This window comes from Streptomyces sp. NPDC001890 (genome assembly GCF_042891445.1).
Lineage (GTDB): Bacteria > Actinomycetota > Actinomycetes > Streptomycetales > Streptomycetaceae > Streptomyces.
Window position 1 is genome coordinate 1 of sequence record NZ_JBIATE010000021.1, and the last position, 25,483, is coordinate 25,483.

Sequence of the window (25,483 nt, forward strand, 5' to 3'; positions counted from 1 at the left end):
CAGGCGGGGAGCGCGGCGCGGGCGGCCCGTACCGCGGCGTCGACGTCCTCGGCGGTGCCGGCCGGGACGTGGGCGATGATCCGCTCGTCCGCCGGGTTCACGACCGGGATCGTGTCCGGGCCCGCGGCGGTGCGCCACTCGCCGTCGATGTACATACCGTCGTGGGCCTTCATCGCGTTCCTCCCGGGGCCGTGGTCACGGCGTAGTCGTCCGCGCCCCAAACTAGCGCTGTTAGTTTTTGGGCGCCAGGGGCCATTTCACCAGGGCCGCTCGCCATGGCTCCCGTCACGGTGCCACGCCGTGCGCCGGATGTCCGTCCGGCCGGGCCAGTGACCGGGCCGGTAATACGCCCGTCACGCCCTCCTCCTGGCGTCCGGGACCAGCCCGCCCCGCGCCGTGACTTCCCCCGCAGTTCCGGGACCGCCGGGACGGGATCCCCCGTACCCCTCCAGGAGGAGCATCCCCATGCACCTGCCCCGATCCCCACGGCGCAGATCCTTCCCCAAGTTCTCGACTTCGCTCGAACACTTGCCACTACGAACTCGACGCCACCGAGAGCGCGGCCTCGGACGCCGCGGCCGACGCCGATCCGGGTACCCCGGAATGGGGCGTCGAGGACATCGGGGCGGACCGGGTCCGGGACCCCCGTTCCCCCGCCCCCGTCCCCCGTCCCCCGCCGACCGCCGGCCGCCGACCGTCGGCTCCCGGGCGGCCGTCGTCAGCCGAGCTCCGCGGGCTCCGCGCCGGGGTTCTCGAACTGGGTGCGGTACAGCTCCTCGTACCGGCCGCCCGCCGCGAGGAGTGCGTCGTGCGTGCCCCGCTCCACGATCCGCCCGTTCTCCACGACCAGGATCAGGTCGGCCGCCCGTACGGTGGAGAGCCGGTGGGCGATCACGACCGCGGTGCGCCCGGCGAGCGCCTCGGTGAGTGCTTCCTGGACGGCCGCCTCGGAGGTGTTGTCGAGGTGGGCGGTGGCCTCGTCGAGGATGACGACGCGCTGGCGGGCCAGCAGCAGCCGGGCGATGGTGAGGCGCTGGCGCTCGCCGCCGGAGAGCCGGTAGCCGCGTTCGCCGACGACGGTGTCCAGCCCGTCGGGCAGTGAGGCGACGAGTCCGTCCAGGCGGGAGCGGCGCAGCGCGTCCCAGAGGTCCTCCTCGGTGGCTCCGGGGCGGGCCAGCAGCAGGTTGGCCCGGACCGACTCGTGGAAGAGATGGCCGTCCTGGGTGACCATGCCGAGGGTGTCGCGCAGGGTGTCGGAGGTCAGGTCGCGTACGTCGACGCCGCCGATGCGTACCGAACCCTCGTCGGTGTCGTACAGGCGGGGCAGCAGTTGGGCGATGGTCGACTTGCCCGCGCCGGAGGAGCCGACGAGTGCGACGGTCTGGCCGGGTTCGGCGCGGAAGGAGATGCCGCGCAGCACTTCGTCGCCGCCGCGGGTGTCGAGGCTCGCGACGTCCTCCAGCGAGGCGAGCGAGACCTTGTCGGCGGAGGGGTAGCCGAACCGCACCTGGTCGAACTCGACGGACACCGGGCCGTCCGGGACCGCGCGGGCGTCGGGCTTCTGGTCGATGAGCGGCTTGAGGTCCAGGACCTCGAAGACCCGCTCGAAGCTGACGAGCGCGCTCATCACCTCGACGCGTGCCCCGGCGAGCGCGGTGAGCGGTGCGTACAGCCGGGTCAGCAGGAGGGCCAGCGCCACGACCGCGCCCGCGTCCAGCTGCCCGCGCAGCGCGTAGAACCCGCCGAGCCCGTAGACCAGGGCGAGGGCGAGGGCGGACACCAGGGTGAGGGCGGTGATGAACGCGGACTGGGCCATGGCTGTGCGTACGCCGATGTCGCGCACCCGGCCCGCCCTGACGGCGAATTCGGCGGACTCGTCGGCGGGGCGGCCGAAGAGCTTGATCAGGGTGGCGCCGGGGGCGGAGAAACGCTCGGTCATCCGGGTGCCCATCGCGGCGTTGTGGGCCGCGGCCTCCCGCTGGAGTCTCGCCATCCGGGAGCCCATCCGGCGGGCCGGCAGGACGAACACCGGCAGCAGCACCAGTGCGAGCACGGTGATCTGCCAGGAGATGGAGAGCATCACGCCGAGCGTGAGCAGCAGCGTCACGACATTGCTGACGACGCCGGACAGGGTGTTGCTGAAGGCCCGCTGGGCGCCGATGACGTCGTTGTTGAGGCGGCTGACGAGCGCACCGGTGCGGGTCCGGGTGAAGAACGCGACCGGCATGCGCTGCACATGGTCGAAGACGGCGGTGCGCAGATCGAGGATCAGGCCCTCGCCGAGATTGGCCGAGAGCCAGCGGCTGACCAGGCCGAGCGCGGCCTCCGCGACGGCGATCACGGCGATGAGGAGGGACAGCCGGGTGACGGTGCCCGACTCCTTGCCGGTCACGATGGCGTTGACGACGCGGCCGGCGAGGACGGGGGTGGCGACCGCGAGCAGCGCCGTCGCCACGCTCAGGATCAGGAAGAGGGCGACCCGGCGCCGGTGCGGGCGGGCGAACGCGGCGATGCGCCGCAGGGTGTGCCGGTCGAAGGGGCGTCGGTCCGCTTGCGCGTTCATGACGTTGTGGAGCTGTGTCCACGCCGTGGTTTCCATGCTCATGGGAGGAACGTACGACCTCCAGTGGACTTGAGGTCAACGGAAGGGTTTTTGCGCAGCGGGACGTCCGGAGTGGCACCGGCCTTCCGGTCCGGCCGACCGCCCCGCAGACCCAGTCCCGCCGCCGCGACCAGGAGGGCGCCGAGCATGACGAACGGCGCCGCGGTGCCCGCCACCCCGGCGATCAGACCGGCGGACGCGGGGGCCGCGACCTGCCCCAGGCGGTTCCCGGTATCGCGGTCAGCGAGCCCGCCCGGCCGCTCAGGGCGCAGCCGCCCGCGATCAGTACGACGCCGAAGGGCAGCAGGGGCGCGCACCGGCCGTGGTCGGTGCGGCGCCCGAGCGGGACGGCGGCGAAGAGCGGGAGGAGCGCGTACACCCCGGTGATCACACCGATGGCGCGCTCTTCCCCAAGCTCTCAACTGCGTTCGAGCAGGGGAGACCCCATTCGCCGAGCGAAAGAGCCCGGTAGGAGACGGCGGGCCGCGCCATCGACACCGCCCCCTGCGCGAAGGCGAAGGCGATGACGAGGCGCAGCAGCCGGCTCCTGCCGGGTTCCTGGGTGGTGCGCACGGTCAGATGATGCCGAACAGGAGGCCGGCGCAGAGGATCACCAGCGAGGTGAGCGCCGCCCACTTGACGGTGAACCTGGTGTGGTCGCCGAACTCGACCTTCGCCATGCCGACGAGCACGTAGACGGCCGGGACGAGCGGGGACGACATGTGCAGGGGCTGACCGACCAGGGAGGCGCGGGCGATCTCCAGCGGGGAGACACCGTGGGCGGCCCCCGCCTCGGCGAGCACCGGGACGACACCGAAGTAGAAGCCGTCGTTGGACATGAAGTACGTCAGCGGGATGCTGAGGATGCCGGTGACTATCGCCATGTGCGGGCCCATGCCGGCGGGGATGGCGCCGACCAGCCAGTCGGCCATGTGCTCGACCATGCCCGTGCCGGAGAGGACGCCGGTGAAGACGGCGGCGGCGAAGACCATGCCGGAGACGTTGAGGACGTTGTCGGCGTGGGCGGCGATCCGGGCCCGCTGGTCGGGCATGTGGGGGAAGTTGACGGTGAGGGCGAGGGCCGCGCCGAGCAGGAAGAGCACCGGGATCGGCATCAGTTCCATGATCATCGCAGCGAGCAGGGCAATGGTGAGGCCCGCGTTGAACCAGTAGAGCTTCGGGCGCAGCGTGGCCCGGTTCGGGTCCAGCCCCTTGAAGCCCTCGTCCCCGTCAGCGTCCCCGTCGGCGTCGGCGACGATGTCCCCGTCCGCGTCCGGTCCCGCGTTCCGCGCCGCGTCGCCGCCCGTACCCGTGCCCGTGCCGGCTCCGCCGGAGTTCTTGCGGGTGCGGTCGCCGGCGCCGCCCGCCCCGACCAGCACGGTCTCCGGTTCCAGGGCCGTCCCGGTGGCCAGCGCCTCGTCCAGGGTGAGCATGCCGAGCCGCTTGCGCTCGCGCCGGCCGAGCACGACGGCGAGCAGCAGGACGGCGGCCAGGCCGACGCCGAGCGCCGGGATCATGGGGACGAAGATGTCCCCCGCGTCGAGCTTGAGCGCGGTGGCGGCACGGGCGGTGGGGCCGCCCCAGGGCAGGGTGTTCATGACGCCGTTCGCCGTGGCGGCGACACCGGTCATCACGACCAGGCTCATCTTGAGGCGCTTGTAGAGCGGATACATCGCCGAGACGGTGATCATGAAGGTGGTGGAGCCGTCGCCGTCGAGGGAGACGATGGCGGCGAGCACCGCCGTACCCACGACGATCCGCATCGGGTCGGCCTTGCAGAAGCGCAGGATGCCCCGCACGATCGGGTCGAAGAGGCCGACGTCGATCATCACGCCGAAGTAGACGATGGCGAACATCAGCATCGCGGCGGTCGGGGCCAGATTGCCGACGCCTTCGATGACGTAGTCACCGAGCTTCGCGCCCTGCCCGACCGCGACGCAGAACAGCGCGGGGATCAGGACCAGCGCCGCGATCGGCGACATCTTCTTCAGCATGATCAGGACCAGGAAGGTCGCAATCATGGCGAAGCCGAGGATTGTCAGCATGTGGATACCTATCGCTCACCCTTGAACTCCCGCCGGACTCGGCGGTGCGGATGACGTTAGGGCGCGACTCGAAGCGTTAACAAGACGTTGACATGCGAGCAATACGAGCAAAACCCCAGGTCAACGCGGGCGTCATGGTGTGGGCACAACCGGTGCCCCCCGCCGGCGCTCCGGTCGCGTCGTCACTCCAGTACGCGCGCCAGGTAGGCCCGCAGCATGGTGCGGGTCTCGGCGACGATGGCCGGGTCGCCCGCCGGGTCGGTGCGGAAGGCGAGCTGGAGGAGGGCGTCGGCGGCCTCGACGCAGACCAGGACGGTGCGCGACAGGTCCTTGTCGGAGGTGCCGACCAGGTACCCGGAGAGGAGCTCGCCGAGCCGGCTCGCGACCCGCTGGTTGGCGTCGCTGGCGGGGTCCTCCTCGGGGGCCGCCGCACCGAAGTCGACGAGGGCGAATCCGGCCACGGAGCGCTTCATCGCCAGATACTCGTCCAGCACGGCGTCGATGGCGCTGCGCCAGTCCGCGGCCGGGATGACGGACAGCCGGGCGGTGACGCGTTCGGCGTAGCTGTCCAGATTGCGCCGGGCCAGCGCATCGGTCAGTGCGCGCTTGTTGGAGAAGAACCGGTACACGGAGCCGATGGGAACCCCGGCACGGATGGCCACGGCCCTGGTGGACAACTGCTCGTAGCCGGTCTCGTCGAGGAGTTCGGCACAGGCGTCGAGTATCCGGGCGAGGCGCTCGGCGCTGCGCTGCTGCACGGGGGCGCGGCGGAGGTTCGTGTTCGTATCGGGCACGGGCTCCATGATGCCGTGGGTCTCCTCTGCGGTGGTGGCCGCCTGCTCGCGGCGTGGCTCTCACGCGATGAGCAGTGACAGCCCGCCGATGGTGTACGTGATCATCAGGACCAGCAGCGGGAGTTGTCCCGCGACGGCGCGGCCGGACGGGAAGAGGCGTACGGAGCGGTCGTGGGCGGCGATGACGCCGAGTACGTGGCCGAGGACGATCGCGGCGACCTGGAGCGTGGCGACACCACCGGGGCCCAGGGGCGACTCGGGCGGGGACGGGTTGTCGGTGCCGAATGCCACCATGACCGTACGTGGGCCTTCGGTGACGAAGAGTGTGAAGTAGTGGGCGATCAGATAGCCGAGGGCGATCGGGACGAGCGAGTGGGCGAAGGCCGTGAGGGGGTGGCGCAGTTGGCCGGAGATCAGCCGGACGGCACCGGCGCAGAGGGCATAGAGGGCGGCGACGAGGGCGACGGCGCCGAGGAGCCCCAGGGTGGCGACGGTGGTGCGGCCCAGGGGTGAGGTCTGGACGGTGGTGATCCAGGACGGGGCGTCGGAGAAGCCGTCGTAGGCGGTGGAGCCGAGCATGACGCAGACGGTGGCGACGAGCCCGGGGGTCTGCGGGGTGGCGTCGAGCCCGTTGAAAGGGGAGCGGAGCACGAGGCGGCGGTCGGCGGGGCGGCGGCCGAGCGGGGAGAGCCGGGCGAGCAGCCCCGAGTAGACCTCGAAGGCGTCCGCCCGGTCGAACCATCCGGCGCCGTGGCGGGCGGCGCCCGCGAGATGGACGGCCGTGCAGAGGGCGAGGAAGAGCAGGAGGGCGGTGGCCGACGCGGGATCGGGGGCGACGAGTTCGAGCCAGGTGAAGGCGAGGAGCCCGGCGGCCGCGGGCCACAGACCGAGCCGTACGGGAAGGGGGCGGCCCGCGGCGGGGTCGCGGCCCAGGGCACGGCAGACGAGGAGGTGGACGGTGCGCAGCGGGTTGAGCAGCCGCCAGACGGGACCGAGCAGGAGCGAGGCCGGGACCAGCCCGACCCAGAGGAGTACGTACACGGCGCCGGGCCCCGGGTTGCGGTCCGGGTCGTCCGGGCCGAGGAGGAGTTGGAGCGTGACGTACAGGGCGGCGGCGAGGCCGAGCGCCCGCAGGGCGATACGGGTGGGGCGGGCGTCGGCGAGGCGCTGGACGGCGGACGGGAGCGGCCGGCCCGCCCGGTCGCCCCGGAACCGGGAGGCGGACCAGAGCAGGCCGAGCGCGAGGAAGGAGACGAAGAGCGCGGCGAAGGCACCCGCGAACGCGTAGAAGGGGGACAGCGGAAGGTCGTGCTGGGCGCCGATGCCGTGGGCGAGGACGCTCACCGTACGACGAGTTGGGTCAGGAGCAGCTCGGACTCATGGGTCTCGACCTCGAAGAGCCCGCTGCGGTCGGCGGTGAAGGTCAGGGTGACGGTCCTGCCCGCGGGCAGGGCGGCCTCCTTGTCGTAGCCGTGGACGTGGAGGTGGTCGGCGCGGTCGCTGCGCACCCGGAGTTCGACGGTCCGGCCCTTCTTGATCTCGGTGCGGCCGGGGGCGGGGCTGACCTTTCCGTGGGAGACGGCGATCTCGACAAGTGTCGTGTCGGGCCGGGGTGTTGCGGAGCCGCTTGCTCCGGGGGCGGTGGCCGCTTTGGAGGGGGTGACCGGGGAGAGGGGGGTGTCGGCCTGGACGGGGGCGGAGTTCACGGCCCAGGCGGTGTGGTCGTCGGCGTAGAGCCGTGCGGTGAGTTCGGTGCCGCCCTTTCCTGCGCCGCGGACCAGGGAGGCGGGGAGGTGGAACCAGGGGCCGTACAGGCGGGCGAGGGGGTGGCCGTCGAGGAACAGCCGGGCGTGGCCGCGCCCGGGGAGCGCGGCGCCGCCCACGCTGTCCGGGGTGAACTTGAAGTTCCGTACGGAGAGGTGGACGTTCCACCCGTCCTCGGAGTCCGGCCGTACGGCGACCGCCACCGAGGGGGCGCCCTCGGCGTCGACCTGGCGCAGCCGGCTGCCGGAGCCGTCGTCGGCGGCGAGCAGCTTGCCGACGCTGCCGTCGGCCTGCTCATGGCTGGTGCCCGGTTTGTGGTGGGTGGTGGCCCGCCCGCCGCAGGCGCTCACCCCGAGGACGAGGGCGCCCGCGGTGAGCAGGGTGACGGCGGCCGCGACCGGCCGGGCGGCTCGGCGCGGCCGAGCGGTCGGGGTCGGGGTCGGGGTCGGCCGAGCGGCCGGGTTCGCCGGGGTGGCTCGCAGGGGCCTGGGGGAACGCTTCACGACGCGTCTCCTTCCGGGGCGGGCGCGGGAGCAGGGGCAGAGGCAGAAGCAGAGGCCTGCGCGGAACGGGGGGCCGCGCCTTCGCCCGACGCGTCGGGCGCGTCCGGGGAGCCCGGGGCGTCGATGGTGTCCGGTTCGCCGTGGCGGGCGGCGGCGACCACGGCCCACACCACCCAGACCACGCCGAGCAGTCCACGCACCCAGGCCGGACTGAGCGGAATCCACGGGATCATGAACACGGCCTTGTCCACGGCGTCCAGCAGCGTGAGCGCACCCAGCACCACCGTGGTCCAGCCCAGCCAGGGCCGCTCCCTGCGGAGCACGAGACCGGTCCCGGTCCACCACACCCCGGTCAGCAGCAGCGCCAGCGCGGGCACGTAGGAGGCCGACAGCCCCATCGTCGCCCCGGCCACATCGAGCCCGAGGCCGATCACACCGAGCCCCGTGACCACCGTGGCGAGCCGGCTGCCGCGCAGCCTGCGCCACCACAGCACCCCGCCGACCAGCGCGAGCACCACCGCGACCGTCAGCGCGATCTGCACCTCGATGCGCTCGATGCCCCGCGCCCCGTACCAGTCGCAGCCGGCCGGCAGCCGGCGCGCCTGCACGTTGTAGTCGGCGCAGACCAGCAGCTGGGCGAGCTTGACCGGTTCACCGAAGAGCCGGTCGGCGTGCCCTGACACATCGCCGCGTTCGGAGCCGCAGGCGGGCAGGGCGCGCGGCGATGACGGTCCGGCGTCCGACTGCCAGCAGTTGCCCTCGCCCTGGCCGTCCCACCACACATCGGTGCGGTTGGGCCGGGAGTTGCCCGCCTTGTCCACGCCGAGGTGGTTGCCGGCGTACCGGTTGTGGTGCGAGGTGTCGGCCTGCTTGGACATCGCCTCCTCGCCCCGGATGAAGGCGGGGACGGCGGTCAGGACGAAGGCGGCGCGGTTCTGCCCGTAGATCCAGTTGTTCTCGTACCGGTTCCAGTTGCCGCCCGCGGTGATGATGCCGGAGCCGGGCGGCATGGAGATCTGCGGGCAGACGACGCCCTCCTCGTACCCGCGGTCCACGGGTGCTTTGGCGCAGGTGCCGTCGGCGACGTAGCGGTAGTAGTCGGCGTTGTTGTCGTGGATCAGGTTGCGTTCGAAGCGGGCGTGGTTCTGCGGCAGTCCGGGGTGGCCGGGGAAGGCGCTGTCCATCGAGGCGCCGCCCATGTTGTGGTCGAACTCGTTGTCGTGGACGTAGACGGAGTCGCCCGCGGTGCCGGAGTAGCCGACCATGTTGTGGTGGCTGCGGCAGCCGGTGATCTCGATGGAGTAGCGCGGCACGTCGTAGCCGTAGCCGTCGTTGATGTTCGACGCGCTGCCCGGGTAGATGCCGGAGTCGCCGTTCCCGTACGACTCGCAGTTCTTGTACAGCCCGTGGTCGCTGGCGAAGGTCAGGAAGCCGTACTCGTCGTTCCAGCGGGTGAGGACGGAGTCGATGACGAAGCCGTCCTGGGCCAGCACGTACAGGGAGTTGAAGGTGGTGCGCTGGGCGGTGAAGTTGCGGAAGTAGACGCCGTCGGAGCCGTCCGCGCGGATCGCGTTGAGCTTCTGGTACTTGGCGTCGATGATCACGTCCGTGCGCTCGGCGCCGGTGCCCTCGATCTGGAGGTTCTTCTTGCCGAGGACGGCCACCAGGTTCTGGTTGTGCGGGCACCGCGCCTGCTGGGCGTACGACAGGATCTGGTAGCCGAGCTGGGACTTGCGCGCCTTCAGCCGGGCGCACTCCCCGGTCGGCCTGGGCAGCGAGGGCTCCTCCTCGTACAGGCCGGGCAGGACGGCGATGTTCATGCCGGACCGGTCCACCGCGTCGACGGCCTGCTGCAGATGGCGGTAGCCGGACTTCCGGCACCGTTCGAAGAGCTTCAGGTTCCGCTCCCGCAGCGCGTCCGGGAAGCCGGACACCCGGCGCTCGAAGTCCGCCCGGTCGGTCTTGCAGACCAGCAGGTCGGGCTCGCCGGTCCGGTACACGGGAACGCTGCCGGTGCCGTCGGGCAGGGTGACCGGACGTTCCTCGTGCGCCTGGGCGGCCGGGGCCGCGAGGAGGGCGGTGGCGAGTGCCGCCAGGATCACCAGAAGTCTTCGTGTCCACGACATGTGCGCGAGAGTAGAGCATTGTTCAACTTTTGGAACCCCCCTGCGCACCACGCATTTGAGCCCCCGGGCACCCGGGTGCCTCACGAATGCCGTTGACTCACCCCGGTTCGATTCCTACGGTTACCCATAGGATTCCTTCGGCACCGGGAGCGCACATGAGCGGCATCGAGCAGGCGAGGAAGACGGCGGAAGCGCTGGAGCATTCCGCCGGTTTCGGCAATGAGCACAGCTCGGAGGCGGTGGCGGGGGCGCTGCCGCACGGCCGCAACTCCCCCCAGCGGGCGCCCCTCGGGCTCTACGCGGAGCAGCTGAGCGGCTCGGCCTTCACCGAACCCCGAGCGCACAACCGCCGTTCCTGGCTCTACCGGATCCGCCCGTCGGCCGCGCATCCTCCGTTCGTCCGCGTCGGCAACGGGGCGATCCGGACCGCCCCGTTCACCGAATCCGTGCCCGACCCCAACCGGCTGCGCTGGGACCCGCTCCCCGAGCCCGCGGCCGGGACGGACTTCCTGGCGGGCCTGTGGACCCTCGGCGGCAACGGCGACGCGGCGCAGCGCACCGGCATGGCCGTGCACCTGTACCACGCCGATGTGTCCATGACGGACCGGGTGTTCAGCGACTCGGACGGCGAGCTGCTGATCGTCCCCGAGCGCGGTGGCCTGCTGCTCCGTACCGAACTGGGCCTGCTGCGCGCCGAACCGGGACACGTCGCGCTGATCCCGCGCGGCGTCCGGTTCCGCGTGGAGCTGCTCGACGCCACCGCCCGCGGCTATGTCTGCGAGAACTACGGCCAGCCGTTCACCCTCCCCGACCTCGGCCCGATCGGCGCCAACGGCCTGGCGAACGCCCGGGACTTCCTCGCCCCGGTCGCCGCGTACGAGGACGACGACCGCCCGGTGGAAGTGATCAACAAGTTCTGCGGGAACCTCTGGTCGGCGACCTACGACCACTCGCCCCTCGATGTGGTCGCCTGGCACGGCAACCACACCCCGTACGTCTACGACCTGCACCGGTTCAATGTGATCGGCTCGATCAGCTACGACCACCCCGACCCGTCGATCTTCACGGTGCTGACGTCGCCGTCCGACACCCCCGGCCTGGCCGGGGTCGACTTCGTCGTCTTCGCGCCGCGCTGGCTGGTCGGCGAGGACACCTTCCGGCCGCCGTACTTCCACCGCAATGTGATGAGCGAGTACATGGGCCTGATCGAGGGCGCGTACGACGCGAAGACGGCCGGCAAGGGCGGCTTCGTCCCGGGCGGCGGCTCGCTCCACAACATGATGTCGGCGCACGGCCCGGACCGGGAGACCTTCGACCGGGCCAGCGGGGCGGAGCTGAAGCCGCAGAAGATCGACGACGGCCTCGCCTTCATGTTCGAGACCCGCTGGCCGGTGACGGCGACGGAGCAGGCGGCGACCGCCGGACACCTTCAGCACGGCTACGACGACGTGTGGCAGGGTCTGAGCCGCAACTTCAGGCCGTAGGCGACACCACCCCCGCTCCCGGCCCGGTCCGAACGAAAGGCCCCAGGTGCCTCAGACGCCCAAGATCTCCCCGGGGCCGGCCTTCGCCCCCGACTCGCTGGTGCTCAACCGCAAGCTGCCGCTGTGGTACCAGGTCTCGCAATCCCTGCGCGCCTCGATACTGGGCCGCGCCAAGGACGCCTCGGCGCGGCTGCCGACCGAGGAGCAGCTCGCCGCGCACTACGGCGTCAGCGTCCTGACGATGCGCCAGGCGCTCAAGGAGCTGGAGACGGAAGGGCTGATCAGCAGGCACCGGCGGCGCGGCACCTTCATCGAGCCGCGCGCCCGCCGGGTGTCGCCGGTCCGGCTGCTGGGTTCGATCGACGCGATCGTGGCCCAGCAGTCGGGCGAGCGGACCTCGGTGCTCGGCCACGGTCCGGTCCCCGTGCCGGGGGAGCTCACCGAGTACTTCCCCGACTGCGCCGAGCTGGTCAGCTACCGCCGGCTGCGCCGCGACGGGGACAGCGACGAACCCACCAACTGGGCGGAGAACGTGGTGCGTCCGCAGGTGGCGGCCCGTCTGGACGTCGCCGATCTCGAACGCTGGCCGATGACCAAGGTGCTGCGCGACCGGGTGGGCGTCCGCATCGCGCGCATCACCGACACCGTCGAGGCACGCCTGGCCGACCCGGCCACCGCCGAACTCCTGCAGGTCCCGCTGCTGAGCCCGATCCTGTTCTACACGGGCGTGACGTACGACGAGAGCGGCCAGGTGGTCGACGTGGCGCAGATCCGCTACCGGGGCGACCGGTTCTCCTTCTCGGTCACCGTGGAGGCGCGCTGAAGCCCTGCCTCGCGCCGCGCGGGCGCGGCTACGATGCCCGGGAAGGCGGGCGGACGTGGCGACGGGGAGGACGACACGGTGGCGGCACGGGCGGCGGGCGGCTCCGGTGAGGCCCGGGACATGGACGCCCCGCTCCTCGACGACCTGATGCCCTGGTCCGTGCGGCCGCTGCGCACCGGCCGCCCCTGGGTGATCGCCCCCGACGCCGCCTCGCTCAGGGCTCGCTGGGAGCGCCTGGTGCGGGCCCCGGCCGGCGAACGCGAGCGGCTGTTCCGGGCGACCCCTACCCGCACCCCGCTAACCCCGGTGGCGGCGCTGCCCGGACAGGCCACCGCAACCGGCCGGTTCGCCCGCGAGGCGGGGCCGTGCCCGGAGCCGGTACGGATCGCGCACGGCCCGTTCGACGAGCAGTGGCTGCTCCCCGACCACCGGCTGATCGACGCCGCCCGCCCCGAGTTGTGGCGGGTCGCCGACGGGCACCAGCTCTTCGCCGTGGAGCACGGATACGTGCCCCAGGACACCGGCCCCGCCCTGTCGGTGACGGCGCTGCTGCCGGACGGCCACTCCCCCGCGGGCCGGCCCGGCCGGATCCGGCCTCTGTACCGGCGCCCCGAGGGCCACGAGCCCAATCTGGCCCCGGGGCTGCTGAACCTGCTGCGCGCCCGCCACGGCGACTCGGTGACCGCCCGTTCGGTGCTGGCCTGGGTGCTCGCGGCGGCCCGCCGCTCCCCCGCCGGGTGCGTGGTGCCGCTGCCCGCCGGCACCGCGCGCTGGTCCGCCGGGGTGGAGCTGGGCGAGGAGCTGCTGCGGCTGCATCTGCGCGGGGCCCGCGGCACGGAGCGGCCACGGCTGCCGGGCGGGCGGCGGCCCTATGTGCGGGCCGCGGTTCCGCCCGTACCGGACGGGCTGGCGTACGAGGCCGGCAGCGAGACGCTCACGGTGGGAACGGGCCGCATCTCGCCCGTGCCGCCCGGGGCCTGGGAGTTCCGGGTGGGCGGGGTCCGGATGCTGGAGCTCTGGTTCGAGCGGCGGTCGGTAGCCGGTGCGCGGGACATGGACGGTCTGGAGGCGATCCGGCCGCACGCCTGGCCCCAGGAGTGGACCTCCCAGCTGCTGGAGCTGATCACCCTGCTCGCCCTGCTCGACGGGCTCCGCCCCCGGCAGGAGGCCCTCGCAGACGGCCCGTCGATCACGGCCGCCGAGCTCCGGGCGGCGGGCGTCCTGCCCGTCGCGGCCACGGCCCGGCGGCCCGCCTCGGTGCTCGGCCATCAGGAGGAGGGCCCGGACGGGCAGTTCGCACTGCTCTGACGGGGCGCCCGGCCCGGCCGCTACCGGTCGAAGGAGTCCAGCACCCGGCCGAGCGCCCGGTCGAAGACCCCCTCCATGTCGATCGGCCCGGGGTCCTCGGCGAATCCGGCCGCCATCCGGGGATACTTCCCGGTCGCGATCTGGCTGATCAGATAGCCGGTGCGCACGGCGTTCTCCTGCTCCTCGGACCAGGGCAGCGACCGGCTGCGCTCCGCCATCGCGATCTCGCTGGACGCGTAGGTGGTGACCACGCCGTTGACCATCGCGATCAGTTCCATCTTCTCGCCGAACCTCGCGTCCACCCCGTCCAGGCAGCTGAGCGCGTACTCCATGTACCGCAGGGCGTTCGGGCTGAAGCCGTACACGGGTGACATCAGCCGGGGCAGCCAGGTGTGGCGGTGCATCATCGCGCGGGCCTGGCGGGCGAGCGCGACGAGGTCGGCGCGCCAGTCGCCGGACGGCTCGGGATATTCGTACCCGCCGCTGACCGCGTCGAGCATCAGCTCGTGCAGGTCCTCCTTGCGCGGCACGTAGTTGTAGAGCGACATCGTGCCGCAGCCGAGCTCCGCCGCGACCTTGCGCATCGACACCGCGTCCAAGCCCTCCGCATCGGCGATGCGGATGGCGGCCGCCGCGATGTCCGCACGGCTGAACGCGGGCTTGGGGCCCCGGCCCGCACGCTCGGGGCGCGCCCAGATCACTTCGGGTACAGCGGGTCGCCCCACCATCGATCATCACCTCGCCCACCATCGTAGTTACGTACACCGTACGTAGTGCGGTACGGTGGGCACATGATGACTACGTACGCTGTACTTAGTGAAGGTCTGGAGAAGCGATACGGCGATGTCCACGCGCTGCGCGGGCTCGATCTCGCGGTCACCGAGGGCACCGTCTGCGGAGTGCTGGGGCCGAACGGGGCGGGCAAGACCACCGCCGTCCGGGTGCTCACCACGTTGACGGCACCCGACGGCGGGAGCGCCCTGGTCGCGGGCCACGACGTGGTGCGCGAGGCGGGCGCGGTGCGCGCGGCCATCGGGGTCACCGGGCAGGACGCCTCGGTCGACGGCGAGCTGTCCGGCCGGCAGAACCTGCGGCTCTTCGCCAAGCTGCAACGGTTCCGCGGCGAGGCGGCACGCACCCGCGCCGACGAACTCCTGGAACGCTTCGAGCTGACCGAGGCGGCCGACCGCCCGGCCCGCACCTACTCGGGCGGCATGCGCCGCCGCCTCGACCTCGCCGCCAGCCTGCTGACCCGCCCGCGGGTGCTCTTCCTGGACGAGCCGACCACCGGCCTCGACCCGCACAGCCGCAACCAGATCTGGGCGGCGGTACGGGAGCTGGCCGACCGGGGCACCACCGTGCTGCTCACCACGCAGTACCTGGAGGAGGCCGACCAGCTGGCCGACGACATCGTGCTGATCGACCGGGGCCGGGCCGCCCACCGCGGCACCCCCGCCGAGCTGAAGTCCCGCATCGGCAGCTACGCCGAGGTGATCGTCGCCCATGAGTCGGCGCTGGTCCCGGCGGCCGGTGTGCTCGACCAGCTCACCGGAGCCGAACCGGTGCTCGACCACGAGCGCCGCACCGTGGGCGCCGTCGCGACCGACGCCACGCTCACCCTCCCCCGTATCGTCCGCGAACTCGACGCCGCGGGCGTGGCACTGGTGGACGCGAGCCTGCGCCCGCCCACGCTCGACGAGGTCTTCCTCCGCCTGACCGACCGCGGCGACGGCCGCACCTCCCCGCCCCTGAAGGAGACGGCAGCATGAGCAGCACGACACTGGTCCACGAGCGGCCCGCCGCGCCCGCCACGAGCAGCCCCGTCGCCGACGGCCTGGCCATGCTGGGCCGCCATCTGCAGCGGATCAAGGCCGCCCCGGGCGTGGTGATCCTGACCCAGACCATGCCGATCACCATGCTGCTGTTCTTCGGGTACGTCTTCGGCAGCGCGCTGGCCATGCCCGGCCAGGAGTACCGGGCGTTCCTGGTGCCGGGGCTGCTGGCCGCGACGGCGGCGGGCGGCATCATGACCGGGATGTTCCAGTCCGCGCAGGACTGCCATCGCGGGGTGATGGACCGCTTCCGCACGCTGCCGATGAGCCGGCCCGCCGTGCCGTTCGGCCAGACCGCCGCCGACCTGCTGACCACCGCCGTCGGCATCGTCCCGCTGATCCTGGTCGGGCTCGCGGTCGGCTGGCGGATCGAGGGCGGCCCGCTCGCCGCCCTGGGCGCCTTCGGGCTGCTGCTGCTGTTCCGCTTCGCCACGTCCTGGGTGGGCTGCTGGCTCGGCCTGCTGATCCGCAACGAGGAGGCGGCCGGGCAGCTGGGCAGTGCCACCTTCGTCCTGCCGCTGCTGTCGAGCGCGTACATCCCGACCGACAATCTGCCGCACTGGCTGCGGACGGTCGCGGAGTGGAACCCGATCAGCGCCGTGGCCTCGGCCGTCCGCGACCTGTTCGGCAACGCGTCCCCGGCCGCCGACGCCGCCTGGCCGGTCGCCCACCCGGTGGCCGGAACGCTCGTCTGGTCGGTGGTGCTCCTGGTGGTGTTCGTCCCGCTGTCCGTACGGCGTTACGCGCGCGGCGGCGAGTGACCCTGACGTTCACCGGGGCAGCGCGCAGGGCCGGTCCAGGGCGCCGAGCAGGCTGATGAAGCTCGACTCCAGGAAGGCCCCGAGCTCCGCCGGCGCGTCCGGCCCGCCCCGCGGCCAGCTGGTCACGGCCTCCTCCGCGAACGCCGTCCAGGCGCGGGCGGCGACGGCCAGTCTCGGCGAGTCCGGCATCCCGAGCCGCCGCTGCCCCTCCGCCACCCGCCGGGCGAGGGTGGCCCTGGTCGCGTCGACGATGTCCTCCACCGCGGGGTGACTGCCCGCGGCACCGCGGACCAGGGCGAGATAGACCCTGCGGTGCTCCAGCACGTACCGCACGAAACCGGCGATGAACGATCGCAGCCAGGGAACGGGCCCCAGCGAGGGGTCCGGTTCCGTGGCTGCGACGAAGTCGTCGCACTCCTGCTGCACCACGGCGCGGTAGAAGTCGCGCTTGGAGTCGAAATAGTGGAAGAGCAGCCCCCGCGAGATGCCCGCCCGCCGCGCCACGTCGTCCGTGGAGAGTTCGTCCAGTGACCGGTCGGTGAGCATGTCCAGGCCGATGGCGACCAGCTGGGCCCGTCGTTCGTCGGGGCTCAGGCGCGCGGCTCGCTTTCCGGACATACATACAGTCTAGAAGTGCTTCGACGTCGAAGTATTTTCGGAACTCCCGGCCGTCACCCTCCGATGCCCCGCGAACACACCGAAGCGCTGCTGTGGGCCCTGGGGATGACAGGAGGGCGGACAGCAGCGCAGCGCCGGGACGGTGTGGCCACCACGGCCCCGAGCGGGGGGCCGGGCGACGGACCCTGGCCGGGGAGCCCGGGCGGTGGACCGGTCGAGCGGTCGTGACGGGCCGTCGGGTCAGCGGCGGCTGCCGAAGAGCGAACGCCTCAGCCGTCGCAGCGGCGCGAAGAGCGAGACCCGCGCACTCTTGCTCCGACGGTGATGGGCGGCATCGCGCGAGGTCAGCTCGCGCATCAGCAAGGTCGCCTCCGCAGCCTCGCGCTGTGGCACGGCAGGGCCGCCGAGCACCGCGAGATGGCGGTCGAGGCGCGAACTCGTCGCACCGCTCCCGCATGTGATGGCAGGCACACGCGGCCTGCTCCGCATCGCTATCTGTTCCATGTCACTCCCCACCCGTACGAGGGCACCCGGCCCGGGCAGGTTAACCCTATCGCCCCGCGGCGACACCCGTGTATCCCGGTCACAGGATTGCGCACACATATACGGAGGTTGACACCCCGCTCATGAATCCGCCCGATTTCAGGGCGAGTTGGACAGAACGGAAACGGACGGAGATGCTCCGGCCGCGACCCCGCCAGGGACCGCGGACCGTCCCCGGGCCACGCCGGACGGAGACCCCCGCGAACAGGGGGCCTCCTGCCCGTCGGACGGCCGAACGGGCCCGGCACGCGCACGGGTGGTATCAGGCCGCCGAGTTGAAGGCGGGCAGGTAGCCGCCCGACTGTCCGGCCGCGGTCGGGTGGTAGGACTCACCGATGTTGAGCCAGTTGACACTGTGCAGCCAGGCGCTGCCGGAGCAGATCTCGTGGCCGGTGAACTTCCCCGCGACATCGGCGAAGGCGAATCCGTGGTCGGCCGCGCGCTTGGCGGTCGTCGAGTTGAGGAGGTCGGCCGCGCTGTTGATCGCGGTGCGCACCTTGTCGCTCAGGCCGACGGCGCAGCTGCCGCCGATCTTGTAGAAGCGCGGGTAGCCGAGAACGACGACACGGGCGGACGGCGCCTTGGCGTGGACCGCCGTGTACACCGAGTCGAGGTTGCCGGGCAGGGTGGACTCGACATAGCTGCGGGCCGTGGCGATCCGGTTGAGGCAGGTGGTCTCCGAATTGAGGACACAGGTCGTCATGACGTCGGCGAAGCCCGCGTCGTTGCCGCCTATGGAGATCGAGACCAGGTCGGTCGAGGAGTTCAGCGGGCCGAGCTGATTGGCCTTCACATCACCCGTACGAGCGCCCGAGCAGGCGGCGAAGGAGAACGAGGCGGGCGAGTTGGCGGCGGCCCAGAGCGCGGGGTACGCCTTGGTGCTGCGCTTGCAGTCGCCACTGGCGCTGTCGTAACTGCCGGATCCGACACCCGAGGAGTACGAGTCGCCGAGGGCGACGTAGTCGACGGCCGTGGCCGCGTTGGCGGTGGCCGCCCCGGTCAGGGCGAGTACGGCACCGAGCAGGAGCGAGGACGAGAGTGCCGCGAGTCTGGACAGTTTCATGGAACCTCCCTAGGACCGACCGGTGGGATCTCCGCGCGGTCTGCCGAGACCGTGGTAGCAGCACCGGCACCCCCACCGGAAGTGTGCATGCCAACTTTCCCCGCGGACCTTGAGCTTCTCTATGCGCCCCCTTGAGCCCCCGTCATGTCCGGTGCCACGGCCAGGAATCAGGAAGGGGGAGGAAGACGGTGAAACCCGGGTGCGCCGGGTACCCCCTTGCCGGATCATGGGCGCCATGTCCGCCAACCCTGAGTCCGCTCTGCCGATCCGGCTCACCGTCGACGACAGCGATTCCCCGTCCGACGTGGTCGACGCGTTGTTCCTCGGCCGTTTCGCGACGGGCGAGCAGCCGTACTCGCACAGCTCCTCACTGGAACGCGTCAAGACCGGGGCGACGTTGCTGCCCCCGGCCGCCAAGGTGCTGCGCGCCGCCCGCGACGACGACCGCAGCGCCACGCTCGCCGAGGGCGACGGCTGGACCCTGCTCGTCTCGCGGTGGAGCCGCGGCGCCGACGTCACGGTCACCGCGACCAGCCCGGAGCTGGCGCGGCAGATCCTCGAACGGGCGACGGAGGGCGCCCTGGACGAACCGGAACCCCAGCCGGAGAACGTGACGATGGGCTTCTGGTACGTCTCCCCGCGCCGCGGCCCGTACCGCACCACCCGGCAGATCGCGGCCGGCACCTGGGACGAGGTCCGCGGCAACTACACGGCACCGGTGGCCGATGCCATGGACCGGCTGATGAAGGTCACGCCCGACGACATCGCGGGCCGGCTGCTCCTGCTGCACGGCCCGCCCGGCACCGGCAAGACGTCCGCGCTGCGCACGCTCGCACGCTCGTGGCGGGACTGGTGCCAGGTCGACTGCGTGCTCGACCCGGAGCGGCTCTTCAACGACGTCGGCTATCTGATGGACATCGCGATCGGCGAGGACGAGGGCACGGCCAAGGGCCGGTGGCGGCTCCTGCTGCTGGAGGACTGCGACGAGCTGATCCGGGGCGAGGCCAAGCACACCGCGGGCCAGGCGCTGTCCCGGCTGCTGAACCTGACCGACGGGCTGCTCGGGCAGGGCCGCAACGTGCTGGTGGGCGTCACCACCAACGAGGACCTGGAGCGGCTCCATCCGGCCGTGGTCAGGCCCGGCCGGTGCCTCGCCAGGATCGAGGTGGGGTCACTGACCCGCAAGGAGGCGGTGTCCTGGCTGGGCACGGAGGAAGGGGTCGGCCGCGAGGGCGCAACCCTCGCCGAGCTGTACGCGCTGCGGCGCGGCAGCACTCCCGCGTCGGTGCCGAAGCAGGACTCCGGGGCGGACGCGGGCCTGTACCTCTGAGCCCGCCGGCTCACTGTGTCCCGTACGCCGCCCGTACCGCGTCCCGCGCCAGGGACAGCGCCTCCTCCCGGGACAGGCCGAGCCGCCGCGCCTGCTCCGCGTACTCCTGTGCCGCGGCGGCCGCATGACGGTCCGCCGCGTCACCGGCGGCGGCGATGAACGTGCCGTTGCGGCCACGGGTCTCGATCACCCCGTCCGCCTCCAGCGCCCGGTACGCCTTCGCGACGGTGTTGGCGGCGAGGCCGAGTTCCTCGGCGAAGCCGCGTACGGTCGGCAGTCTGAAACCGACGGGCAGCGCGCCGGAGCGGGCCAGTTCGGAGATCTGCGTGCGCAGTTGCTCGTACGGGGCGGTACCGGCGTCCGGATCAAGAGCGATCTTCAGGGTCACGCCCCGATTCTCCCCCACGTCCGCCGCGCCGCCGGAAATTCACGGGCGGCCGGTGACGGCCCACGCGTAACGTCCGGCCCATGACTGTCATCGTTCGCGACTTCCTCCCGGCCGACGCCGAAGGCTGGGTACGGGTCCGGCGCGCCGCTCTGCCCTACATGGTGACGACACCCGAGTCCGTCGTCTTCGAGCTGGCCAACGCCCACCCCGACAAGCGCTCCCGGCTGCTGGTCGCCGAGGCGGACGGGGAGCTCATCGGCACCGCGCAGGTCGGCATCGTCCACGACAGCCCCGAACCCGGCCAGGGGTTCTGCAACACGTACACGCGTCCGGACCGCACCGGGCGCGGGGCCGGTGCGCTGCTGGTGCGCACGGCCGAGGAGTACCTGGCCCGGGAGGGCGCGAAGGCCGTCTACACCTGGGTGCTCGACACCCCGTCGAACCGGGCCTTCGCCGAGAAGCGCGGCTACGCGCCGAGCCGTCCGGCGCACTTCCTCCATCTCGATCTGGCGGGCGGACCGCTGCCGCCCCGCCAGGAGCTCCCGCCGGGCGTCGAGCTGCGTACCGCCGCGGACTTCACGGACGACCCGCGCCCGCTCTTCGAGCTGGACGCCGAGACCACCGCCGACGAGCCGAGCGACACCCCCGCCCGGCTGTCCGACTACGAGGACTGGCTGAACAACACCTGGCGCGCCCCCGGGCTCGACCGCGAGCTCACCTCGGTCGCGGTGGTGGACGGGGAACCGGCGGCGTTCAGCGCCGCGCAGACCGACGGCCTGACCCGGTACATGTCCGGGATGACCGGCACCCGCCGGGCGTACCGCGGCCGGGGCCTGGCCAAGCTCGCCAAGAACGACTCGCTGCACCGGGCGCGCGCGGCCGGTTACACGGACGCGTACACCGGCAACGACGCGGACAACGGCCCGATGCTGGCGGTCAATCGATGGTTCGGCTACGAGATCTGCGCCACGGAGGTGCGCCATGTCCGCAGGCTCGGCTGAGTCCGCCCTGGTGGTCGTCCTGGTGAAGGCCGGGCGGACCAAGATCCGCTACCCGGCGGACGTGGTCCGCGACGACGGGGTACGGGTCACGGTGCGTGCGCCGTGGGCGGCGCCGGGGGTCCGCGACTTCGGCTTCGTACGGTTCGAGCCCGGCGACGTGTTCACCGAGCACTACTGGCGTGACCGCTGGTTCGCCGTGAAGGAGGTCCGCAGCGGCACGGGCGGGCTCAAGGGCTGGTACTGCGACATCACCCGCCCCGCGGTGCTGCGGGACGGGGAGTTGCTGGTCGAGGACCTGGACCTGGACCTGTGGGTGTCGGCGGACGGCTCGTCCGTACTGCGGCTGGACGAGGACGAGTTCGAGGAGAGCGGTCTCGCCGGACGCGATCCCGCGGCGGCCGACGCGGCGCTGCGGGCGCTGGACGAGCTGGAGCACCTGGCCCGCACGGAGGGTCTCGCGCCGTTGCTCCGCCATCGGACCCCGGCCCCGAACTGATGTCAATGGCGTTGGCATAAGAGCGGGGCGGAGCGGACTGCCCCGGTCCGCTCCGCCCCTGCCCGGTCCGGGCTCAGTCGCCCGCCGCCGCCCCGGGCAGCCTGGCCGCGGCGGCGTCGAGGAGCAGCTCCAGCGCGAACGGATAGCCGCTGAGCATCATGTCGTCGGCCAGCAGCCCCACGGTGGCGCCGATATGGGGGTGGGTGTCCGCGTCCAGGCGGCCGTAGCGGTGCTGCCACACCTGGAGATCGGCCGCCTGCGCGGAGGCCGGCAGGGCGAGCGCGGCCGCGTCCAGGGCCGCGAAGGCGAGCGCCTGGTCCACGAAGGCGTGGTAGATCCGTACCGCTTCCCGGTCGGGGAAGCCCGCCGACCGGAGTATGCCGAGGACCGCCTCCACGGCCCGCGTCTCGTTGTTCCGCCCCGTCGTCCGGTGCGCCGCCAGCAGGGCGGCCTGTGGGTGTGCCTGGTACGAGGCGTGGACGCGCAGGCCCAGTTCCCACAGGTCGCTGCGCCATTCGCCGGTGGGCCGCCACCCCTGCTGGGCACGGCCGATGAGCTCGTCGGCGACCGCCAGCAGCAGATCGTCGGTGCTGTGGAAGTACCGGTAGAGCGCGCTGGGGTCGGCGCCCAGCGCGGCGCCCAGCCGCCGGACCGTCAGAGCGTCCGCACCGTGCTGGCCCACCAGCCTCAGAGCCGTCTCCACGATGACCTGTTCGGACAGCACCGTGCCCTGCTTCGTCGGCCTTCTGCGCCGCCGCTGCGACTCCGGAACCACACGCTCATTCATGGCGCGGAGCTTACGACAACAGCATTGACGTGTGAAGAGGGCAACGGTTTCATGGCGTGCCATCCGGGTCATCCGGCCACCTCCCCTGAACAAGGCGACGACTGTTGGTGGTACCAGTGAAGAACGCAAGCACCACACCGGCCGGCGGCGACCAGGCCCCACAGGCCGCGATGCGCAAGTCCATAGGCATCGTCGACGGCATCGTCCTCGCCGCGTCGAGCACCGCGGCCACCAGCAGTATCGGTATCGGGCTCGGCCTGATGGCGACCATCGTCGGCCTGCACCTGCCGGCGATCATGCTGCTGGCCTTCCTGCCCGTGCTCGGCATCGCCGGCGGATACGGCCGGCTCAACCGCGTCGAACCGAACGCGGGCAGCAGCTACAAGTGGGTCGGCCGCATCTTCAGCCCCTGGCTGGGCTTCCTGACCGGCTGGGTCAACGTCGTCGGCACCATCGTGTTCATGGCCTACACCACCACGATCACCGGCTCGGCGATCATCCAGCTGCTGGGCCAGGCCACCGTCCACAGCATCGGGGGCCTGACCCTCGATCCGGACTCCACCTTCCAGTCCACCCTGCTCGGCATGGCCGTCCTGGTCGCCGCCGCGCTGGTCGCGGTGCGCGGACTCGACCTCGCGGCGCGTCTCCAGAAGTACCTGCTGATCTTCGAGTACGGCGTGCTGCTCGCGTTCTGCGGCTACGGCCTGTTCGCCGGCGACCAGCCCTTCTCGCTCCAGTGGTTCAACCCCTTCGACATCCCCTCGGCCGCCGCCCTCGCCCAGGGCATGGTGCTCGCGGTCTTCTGCTACTGGGGCTTCGAGTCGGTCTTCAGCGTCGGCGAGGAGGTCGGCGACCCGAAGGACGCCTCCCGCGGCGGGATCATCGCGCTGACCGTCATGCTGCTCCTCTTCCTGCTCGCCGGTACGGCCTTCCAGCGGGTCCTGCCGCTGGACGAACTGGCCGACAACGGCGCGCAGGGACTCGCCTACTTCGGCACCAAGCTCGCCGATCAGCCGCTGGCCGCCCTGCCGCTCATCGCCCTCATGTTCTCCGCGGTGGCGTCGCTCCAGGCCTCCGTCATCCCCACCGCCCGCGGGATGTACGCGATGGGCCGCGACGGCGTTCTCGGCCCCGTCTGGACGCGACTGCACCCCAAACACAAGACCCCCGCCGCCGGCACCCTGCTAATCACCGCGATCGCCCTGATCCTCGCCATGCTGGCGCTGGTCATCCCCACCGTCAACGATCTGATCTTCGCCTCCGTCAACGCGATCGGCATCGTCGTCGCCCTCTACTACGCCCTCACCGCGGCGGCCGCCGCGGTGAGCTTCCGCCACCTGCTGCGCACCTCACCCCTGGAGGCCCTGCGCGCCGTCGTCGCACCGGTGCTGGGCGCGCTCGCGCTGCTCGCCACCGGCGGCTACCTCGCCTGGACCTTCTACCGCTCCACCGACCACTTCGAGGTCTCCGCCGACAACGGATGGTTCGCGCTGCTCGTCCCGGTCCTGATGATCGGCTCCGGACTGCTGGCCGCCGCATGGGCCCGCTGGCACCGCCGGTCGCCCTACTTCGTCCCCGCCCGCGTCCCCTCGGTCCCCGACCACGTCCCCTCCGTCACCGACGAGGCCGGTGCCGCCGTGTGACGTCCGCACCGCTCCCCGCTGGGGGCCGGTGCCACGCTCGCGGCAGGCAGCGACCGGTCCGTGAGCAGCCCCCGACCCGCCCCGTGGGCGGCTCCCACACCTCTCCGCCTCATCGCAAAGGACCCTCGTATGACCGACCTCACCGACCTCGCCCATCTGTCCGCCACCGAGGCCCTGCGCCGCTTCCGCGACCGCTCTCTCTCACCGGTCGAGCTGATGTCCGCGGTCATCGCGCGCGCGGAAGCCGTCGAGCCGAAGATCAACGCCCTGGCCGAGCAGACCTTCGAGGAGGCGCTCGCCGCCGCCCGTGAGGCCGAGGCCCGCTACGGGGGCAAGGGCGAGGCACCCCGCGCGCTGGAGGGCCTGGCCGTCGCGACGAAGGAGGAGCAGCCGATCGCGGGACGCCGCAGCACGGACGGCTCGCTGGCGTTCCGGGACGAGATCGCCGAGCAGACGCACCCCGTGATCGAGCGGGTCCAGGCCGCCGGCGGCATCGTGCACGCCCGGACCACGACCCCGGAGTTCAGCTGCGCGGGTTACACCCAGTCACGGCTGTGGGGCGTCACCCGGAACCCGTGGAACACGGAGTTCACCCCGGGCGGCTCCTCGGGCGGTGCGGGCGCCGCACTCGCGGCGGGCGAGACGACGCTCGCGACCGGCTCCGACATCGGCGGCTCGATCCGCATCCCCGCTTCGAACACGGGCACGGTCGGCTTCAAGCCGCCGTACGGGCGCGTGCCGTCGATGCCGCCCTTCAACCTGGACACGTACTGCCACGACGGCCCGATGGCGCGTACCGTCGCCGACTGCGCCCTGCTGGAGAACGTCATCGCGGGACCCCATCCGCTGGACGCCGTCTCGCTGCGGCCGAAATTCGTCCTGCCCGAGCGGTTCGAGAGCGTCGAGGGCCTGCGCGTGGCGCTCTCGGTCACCCTCGGGGACTGGCCGGTCGATCCCGAGATCGAGGCCAACACCCGTGCGGTCGCCGAGGCGTTGCGCGCGGCCGGTGCCGTCGTCGAGGAGGTGGAGGTCCCCATCATGCGGGCGGACGTGATGCGGGCCGCGATGATCCACTTCGGCTCGATCTTCGGCCCGTACATCGCTTCGGTCGCCGCCGACCACTGTGACCTGCTCACCACGTACGCGCTCGACTTCGCCCGGCGGGCCAACGAGGCCGTCCGCGAGCCCGGCAGTTTCCTCCGGGGCCTTGAGCTCGAAGCCGGGGTGCAGACGACGCTCGGTGTGCTGCTGGACCGCTACGACGTCCTGTTGTGCCCGACGACCGCCGTCCCGGCGCTCGCGGCGGACGACGACCACCTCTCGACCAAGGTCGTGATCAACGGCGTCGAACTGGACTTCTATCTGGAATCCGCGATGACCACACCGTTCAACATAGCCAGCCGCTGCCCGGTGCTGAGCGTGCCGTCCGGCTTCGCCTCGACCGGCGTTCCGACGGGGGTGCAGGTCGTCGGGCGCACCTATGACGACAGCACGGTGTTCCGCGTCGCGCAGGCCATCGAGTCCGCCCGGCCCTGGAGCGGCATCCCGGTGCTCTGACGGGGCGTCGGCCGA

At 72.1% G+C, this 25,483-nt stretch carries 23 protein-coding genes and 1 pseudogene; 10 read left to right on the forward strand and 14 right to left on the reverse strand.

The genetic code is table 11. From position 1 onward, the window contains the following. From ACFYY1_RS33635 to ACFYY1_RS33670, 8 genes and pseudogenes are all read right to left on the reverse strand, one after another. The coding region (locus ACFYY1_RS33635; protein WP_388592422.1) for an aldehyde dehydrogenase family protein at positions 1-173 on the reverse strand (173 nt) is incomplete at its 3' end. 545 nt (positions 174-718) lie between these two features. Continuing rightward, positions 719-2,605, reverse strand: a complete 1,887-nt coding sequence (locus ACFYY1_RS33640) for an ABC transporter ATP-binding protein (protein ID WP_388592277.1) — start codon at positions 2,603-2,605, stop codon at positions 719-721. 229 nt (positions 2,606-2,834) lie between these two features. Then, positions 2,835-3,181 (reverse strand): annotated as a pseudogene (locus ACFYY1_RS33645) (hypothetical protein); the annotation flags it as partial. After that, positions 3,178-4,647 carry a CitMHS family transporter gene (locus ACFYY1_RS33650; protein ID WP_388592279.1) on the reverse strand — a complete coding sequence of 490 codons (1,470 nt, stop codon included), beginning with the start codon at positions 4,645-4,647 and terminating at the stop codon, positions 3,178-3,180. The pseudogene ACFYY1_RS33645 and the gene ACFYY1_RS33650, both read right to left, overlap by 4 nt. 182 nt (positions 4,648-4,829) lie before the next feature. Beyond that, entirely contained in the window at positions 4,830-5,450 is a 621-nt protein-coding gene (locus ACFYY1_RS33655) for a TetR family transcriptional regulator (protein WP_388592280.1), read from the reverse strand. A gap of 51 nt (positions 5,451-5,501) precedes the next feature. Next, positions 5,502-6,785: a hypothetical protein gene (locus ACFYY1_RS33660; RefSeq protein WP_388592281.1), complete on the reverse strand. Its 1,284-nt coding sequence runs from the start codon at positions 6,783-6,785 to the stop codon at positions 5,502-5,504. Beyond that, entirely contained in the window at positions 6,782-7,585 is an 804-nt protein-coding gene (locus tag ACFYY1_RS33665; protein ID WP_388592424.1) for a hypothetical protein, read from the reverse strand. The genes ACFYY1_RS33660 and ACFYY1_RS33665 overlap by 4 nt, the downstream gene beginning before the upstream one ends. A 119-nt stretch (positions 7,586-7,704) precedes the next feature. Next, complete coding sequence (locus ACFYY1_RS33670) at positions 7,705-9,834, reverse strand: right-handed parallel beta-helix repeat-containing protein (RefSeq protein WP_388592282.1); 2,130 nt, start codon at positions 9,832-9,834, stop codon at positions 7,705-7,707. A 155-nt stretch (positions 9,835-9,989) separates the two neighbouring features. Between ACFYY1_RS33670 and hmgA the strand changes: the two genes are divergently transcribed. From hmgA to ACFYY1_RS33685, 3 genes are read left to right on the forward strand one after another with little or no spacing between them, the layout of a single operon-like run. Then, positions 9,990-11,318, forward strand: a complete 1,329-nt coding sequence (gene hmgA / locus ACFYY1_RS33675) for a homogentisate 1,2-dioxygenase (RefSeq protein WP_388592283.1) — start codon at positions 9,990-9,992, stop codon at positions 11,316-11,318. A gap of 46 nt (positions 11,319-11,364) precedes the next feature. Beyond that, positions 11,365-12,141: a GntR family transcriptional regulator gene (locus tag ACFYY1_RS33680; RefSeq protein ID WP_388592284.1), complete on the forward strand. Its 777-nt coding sequence runs from the start codon at positions 11,365-11,367 to the stop codon at positions 12,139-12,141. A 33-nt stretch (positions 12,142-12,174) separates the two neighbouring features. Continuing rightward, positions 12,175-13,449, forward strand: a complete 1,275-nt coding sequence (locus ACFYY1_RS33685; protein WP_388592286.1) for a type ISP restriction/modification enzyme — start codon at positions 12,175-12,177, stop codon at positions 13,447-13,449. Positions 13,450-13,469: 20 nt separating this feature from the next. On the opposite strand, the gene ACFYY1_RS33690 is transcribed toward ACFYY1_RS33685, so the two are convergent. Continuing rightward, the gene (locus ACFYY1_RS33690) at positions 13,470-14,177 is read right to left on the reverse strand and encodes a TetR/AcrR family transcriptional regulator (protein WP_385825050.1); all 708 of its coding nucleotides are present in this window, start codon (positions 14,175-14,177) and stop codon (positions 13,470-13,472) included. 63 nt (positions 14,178-14,240) lie between these two features. Here ACFYY1_RS33690 and ACFYY1_RS33695 point away from each other — a divergent pair, with 63 nt between their 5' ends. Both ACFYY1_RS33695 and ACFYY1_RS33700 read left to right on the forward strand, forming a co-directional pair. Further along, on the forward strand, positions 14,241-15,218 hold the full coding sequence (locus ACFYY1_RS33695) for an ATP-binding cassette domain-containing protein (RefSeq protein WP_388592289.1): 978 nt from the start codon (positions 14,241-14,243) through the stop codon (positions 15,216-15,218). Positions 15,219-15,289: 71 nt separating this feature from the next. After that, positions 15,290-16,042, forward strand: a complete 753-nt coding sequence (locus ACFYY1_RS33700; protein WP_388592425.1) for an ABC transporter permease — start codon at positions 15,290-15,292, stop codon at positions 16,040-16,042. Between the two features lie 9 nt (positions 16,043-16,051). Here the strand turns inward: ACFYY1_RS33700 and ACFYY1_RS33705 are convergent, their stop codons facing one another. From ACFYY1_RS33705 to ACFYY1_RS33715, 3 genes are all read right to left on the reverse strand, one after another. Then, a complete protein-coding gene (locus tag ACFYY1_RS33705) occupies positions 16,052-16,660 on the reverse strand; it encodes a TetR/AcrR family transcriptional regulator (RefSeq protein ID WP_388592291.1) in 609 nt (202 codons plus the stop codon). A 240-nt stretch (positions 16,661-16,900) separates the two neighbouring features. Beyond that, positions 16,901-17,164 carry a hypothetical protein gene (locus ACFYY1_RS33710; RefSeq protein WP_177328053.1) on the reverse strand — a complete coding sequence of 88 codons (264 nt, stop codon included), beginning with the start codon at positions 17,162-17,164 and terminating at the stop codon, positions 16,901-16,903. 301 nt (positions 17,165-17,465) lie between these two features. Next, positions 17,466-18,266, reverse strand: coding sequence for an SGNH/GDSL hydrolase family protein (locus tag ACFYY1_RS33715; RefSeq protein WP_388592292.1), 801 nt, complete (start codon positions 18,264-18,266; stop codon positions 17,466-17,468). Positions 18,267-18,501: 235 nt separating this feature from the next. On the opposite strand from ACFYY1_RS33715, the gene ACFYY1_RS33720 reads away from it, so the two are divergent. After that, entirely contained in the window at positions 18,502-19,596 is a 1,095-nt protein-coding gene (locus tag ACFYY1_RS33720) for a DUF5925 domain-containing protein (protein WP_388592294.1), read from the forward strand. 10 nt (positions 19,597-19,606) lie between these two features. Here the strand turns inward: ACFYY1_RS33720 and ACFYY1_RS33725 are convergent, their stop codons facing one another. After that, positions 19,607-19,984, reverse strand: a complete 378-nt coding sequence (locus ACFYY1_RS33725) for a GntR family transcriptional regulator (RefSeq protein ID WP_388592296.1) — start codon at positions 19,982-19,984, stop codon at positions 19,607-19,609. Positions 19,985-20,064: 80 nt separating this feature from the next. On the opposite strand from ACFYY1_RS33725, the gene ACFYY1_RS33730 reads away from it, so the two are divergent. Together ACFYY1_RS33730 and ACFYY1_RS33735 are read left to right on the forward strand one after the other, a co-directional pair. After that, positions 20,065-20,985, forward strand: a complete 921-nt coding sequence (locus ACFYY1_RS33730; protein ID WP_388592298.1) for a GNAT family N-acetyltransferase — start codon at positions 20,065-20,067, stop codon at positions 20,983-20,985. Beyond that, positions 20,966-21,481 carry a DUF402 domain-containing protein gene (locus ACFYY1_RS33735; RefSeq protein WP_388592299.1) on the forward strand — a complete coding sequence of 172 codons (516 nt, stop codon included), beginning with the start codon at positions 20,966-20,968 and terminating at the stop codon, positions 21,479-21,481. Before ACFYY1_RS33730 ends, ACFYY1_RS33735 begins: the two co-directional genes overlap by 20 nt. Before the next feature lie 73 nt (positions 21,482-21,554). Here ACFYY1_RS33735 and ACFYY1_RS33740 read toward each other — a convergent pair whose 3' ends face one another. Next, on the reverse strand, positions 21,555-22,268 hold the full coding sequence (locus tag ACFYY1_RS33740) for a TetR/AcrR family transcriptional regulator (protein WP_388592301.1): 714 nt from the start codon (positions 22,266-22,268) through the stop codon (positions 21,555-21,557). A gap of 170 nt (positions 22,269-22,438) precedes the next feature. On the opposite strand from ACFYY1_RS33740, the gene ACFYY1_RS33745 reads away from it, so the two are divergent. Both ACFYY1_RS33745 and ACFYY1_RS33750 read left to right on the forward strand, forming a co-directional pair. Then, positions 22,439-23,911, forward strand: coding sequence for an APC family permease (locus ACFYY1_RS33745; RefSeq protein WP_388592428.1), 1,473 nt, complete (start codon positions 22,439-22,441; stop codon positions 23,909-23,911). 129 nt (positions 23,912-24,040) lie between these two features. Next, complete coding sequence (locus tag ACFYY1_RS33750; RefSeq protein WP_388592302.1) at positions 24,041-25,468, forward strand: amidase; 1,428 nt, start codon at positions 24,041-24,043, stop codon at positions 25,466-25,468. The last annotated feature ends 15 nt before the right edge of the window (positions 25,469-25,483 follow it).

Bases quoted from the DNA above. Each gene is read 5' to 3' on its own strand.
- ACFYY1_RS33640 (WP_388592277.1), bottom strand. From the start codon at position 2,605: ATGAGCATGGAAACCACGGCGTGGACACAGCTCCACAACGTCATGAAC.
- ACFYY1_RS33650 (WP_388592279.1), bottom strand. From the start codon at position 4,647: ATGCTGACAATCCTCGGCTTCGCCATGATTGCGACCTTCCTGGTCCTG.
- ACFYY1_RS33655 (WP_388592280.1), bottom strand. From the start codon at position 5,450: ATGGAGCCCGTGCCCGATACGAACACGAACCTCCGCCGCGCCCCCGTG.
- ACFYY1_RS33670 (WP_388592282.1), bottom strand. From the start codon at position 9,834: ATGTCGTGGACACGAAGACTTCTGGTGATCCTGGCGGCACTCGCCACC.
- hmgA (WP_388592283.1), top strand. From the start codon at position 9,990: ATGAGCGGCATCGAGCAGGCGAGGAAGACGGCGGAAGCGCTGGAGCAT.
- ACFYY1_RS33685 (WP_388592286.1), top strand. From the start codon at position 12,175: ATGCCCGGGAAGGCGGGCGGACGTGGCGACGGGGAGGACGACACGGTG.
- ACFYY1_RS33690 (WP_385825050.1), bottom strand. From the start codon at position 14,177: ATGGTGGGGCGACCCGCTGTACCCGAAGTGATCTGGGCGCGCCCCGAG.
- ACFYY1_RS33695 (WP_388592289.1), top strand. From the start codon at position 14,241: ATGATGACTACGTACGCTGTACTTAGTGAAGGTCTGGAGAAGCGATAC.
- ACFYY1_RS33700 (WP_388592425.1), top strand. From the start codon at position 15,290: ATGCTGGGCCGCCATCTGCAGCGGATCAAGGCCGCCCCGGGCGTGGTG.
- ACFYY1_RS33705 (WP_388592291.1), bottom strand. From the start codon at position 16,660: ATGTCCGGAAAGCGAGCCGCGCGCCTGAGCCCCGACGAACGACGGGCC.
- ACFYY1_RS33710 (WP_177328053.1), bottom strand. From the start codon at position 17,164: ATGGAACAGATAGCGATGCGGAGCAGGCCGCGTGTGCCTGCCATCACA.
- ACFYY1_RS33715 (WP_388592292.1), bottom strand. From the start codon at position 18,266: ATGAAACTGTCCAGACTCGCGGCACTCTCGTCCTCGCTCCTGCTCGGT.
- ACFYY1_RS33720 (WP_388592294.1), top strand. From the start codon at position 18,502: ATGTCCGCCAACCCTGAGTCCGCTCTGCCGATCCGGCTCACCGTCGAC.
- ACFYY1_RS33730 (WP_388592298.1), top strand. From the start codon at position 20,065: ATGACTGTCATCGTTCGCGACTTCCTCCCGGCCGACGCCGAAGGCTGG.
- ACFYY1_RS33735 (WP_388592299.1), top strand. From the start codon at position 20,966: ATGTCCGCAGGCTCGGCTGAGTCCGCCCTGGTGGTCGTCCTGGTGAAG.
- ACFYY1_RS33740 (WP_388592301.1), bottom strand. From the start codon at position 22,268: ATGAATGAGCGTGTGGTTCCGGAGTCGCAGCGGCGGCGCAGAAGGCCG.
- ACFYY1_RS33745 (WP_388592428.1), top strand. From the start codon at position 22,439: ATGCGCAAGTCCATAGGCATCGTCGACGGCATCGTCCTCGCCGCGTCG.
- ACFYY1_RS33750 (WP_388592302.1), top strand. From the start codon at position 24,041: ATGACCGACCTCACCGACCTCGCCCATCTGTCCGCCACCGAGGCCCTG.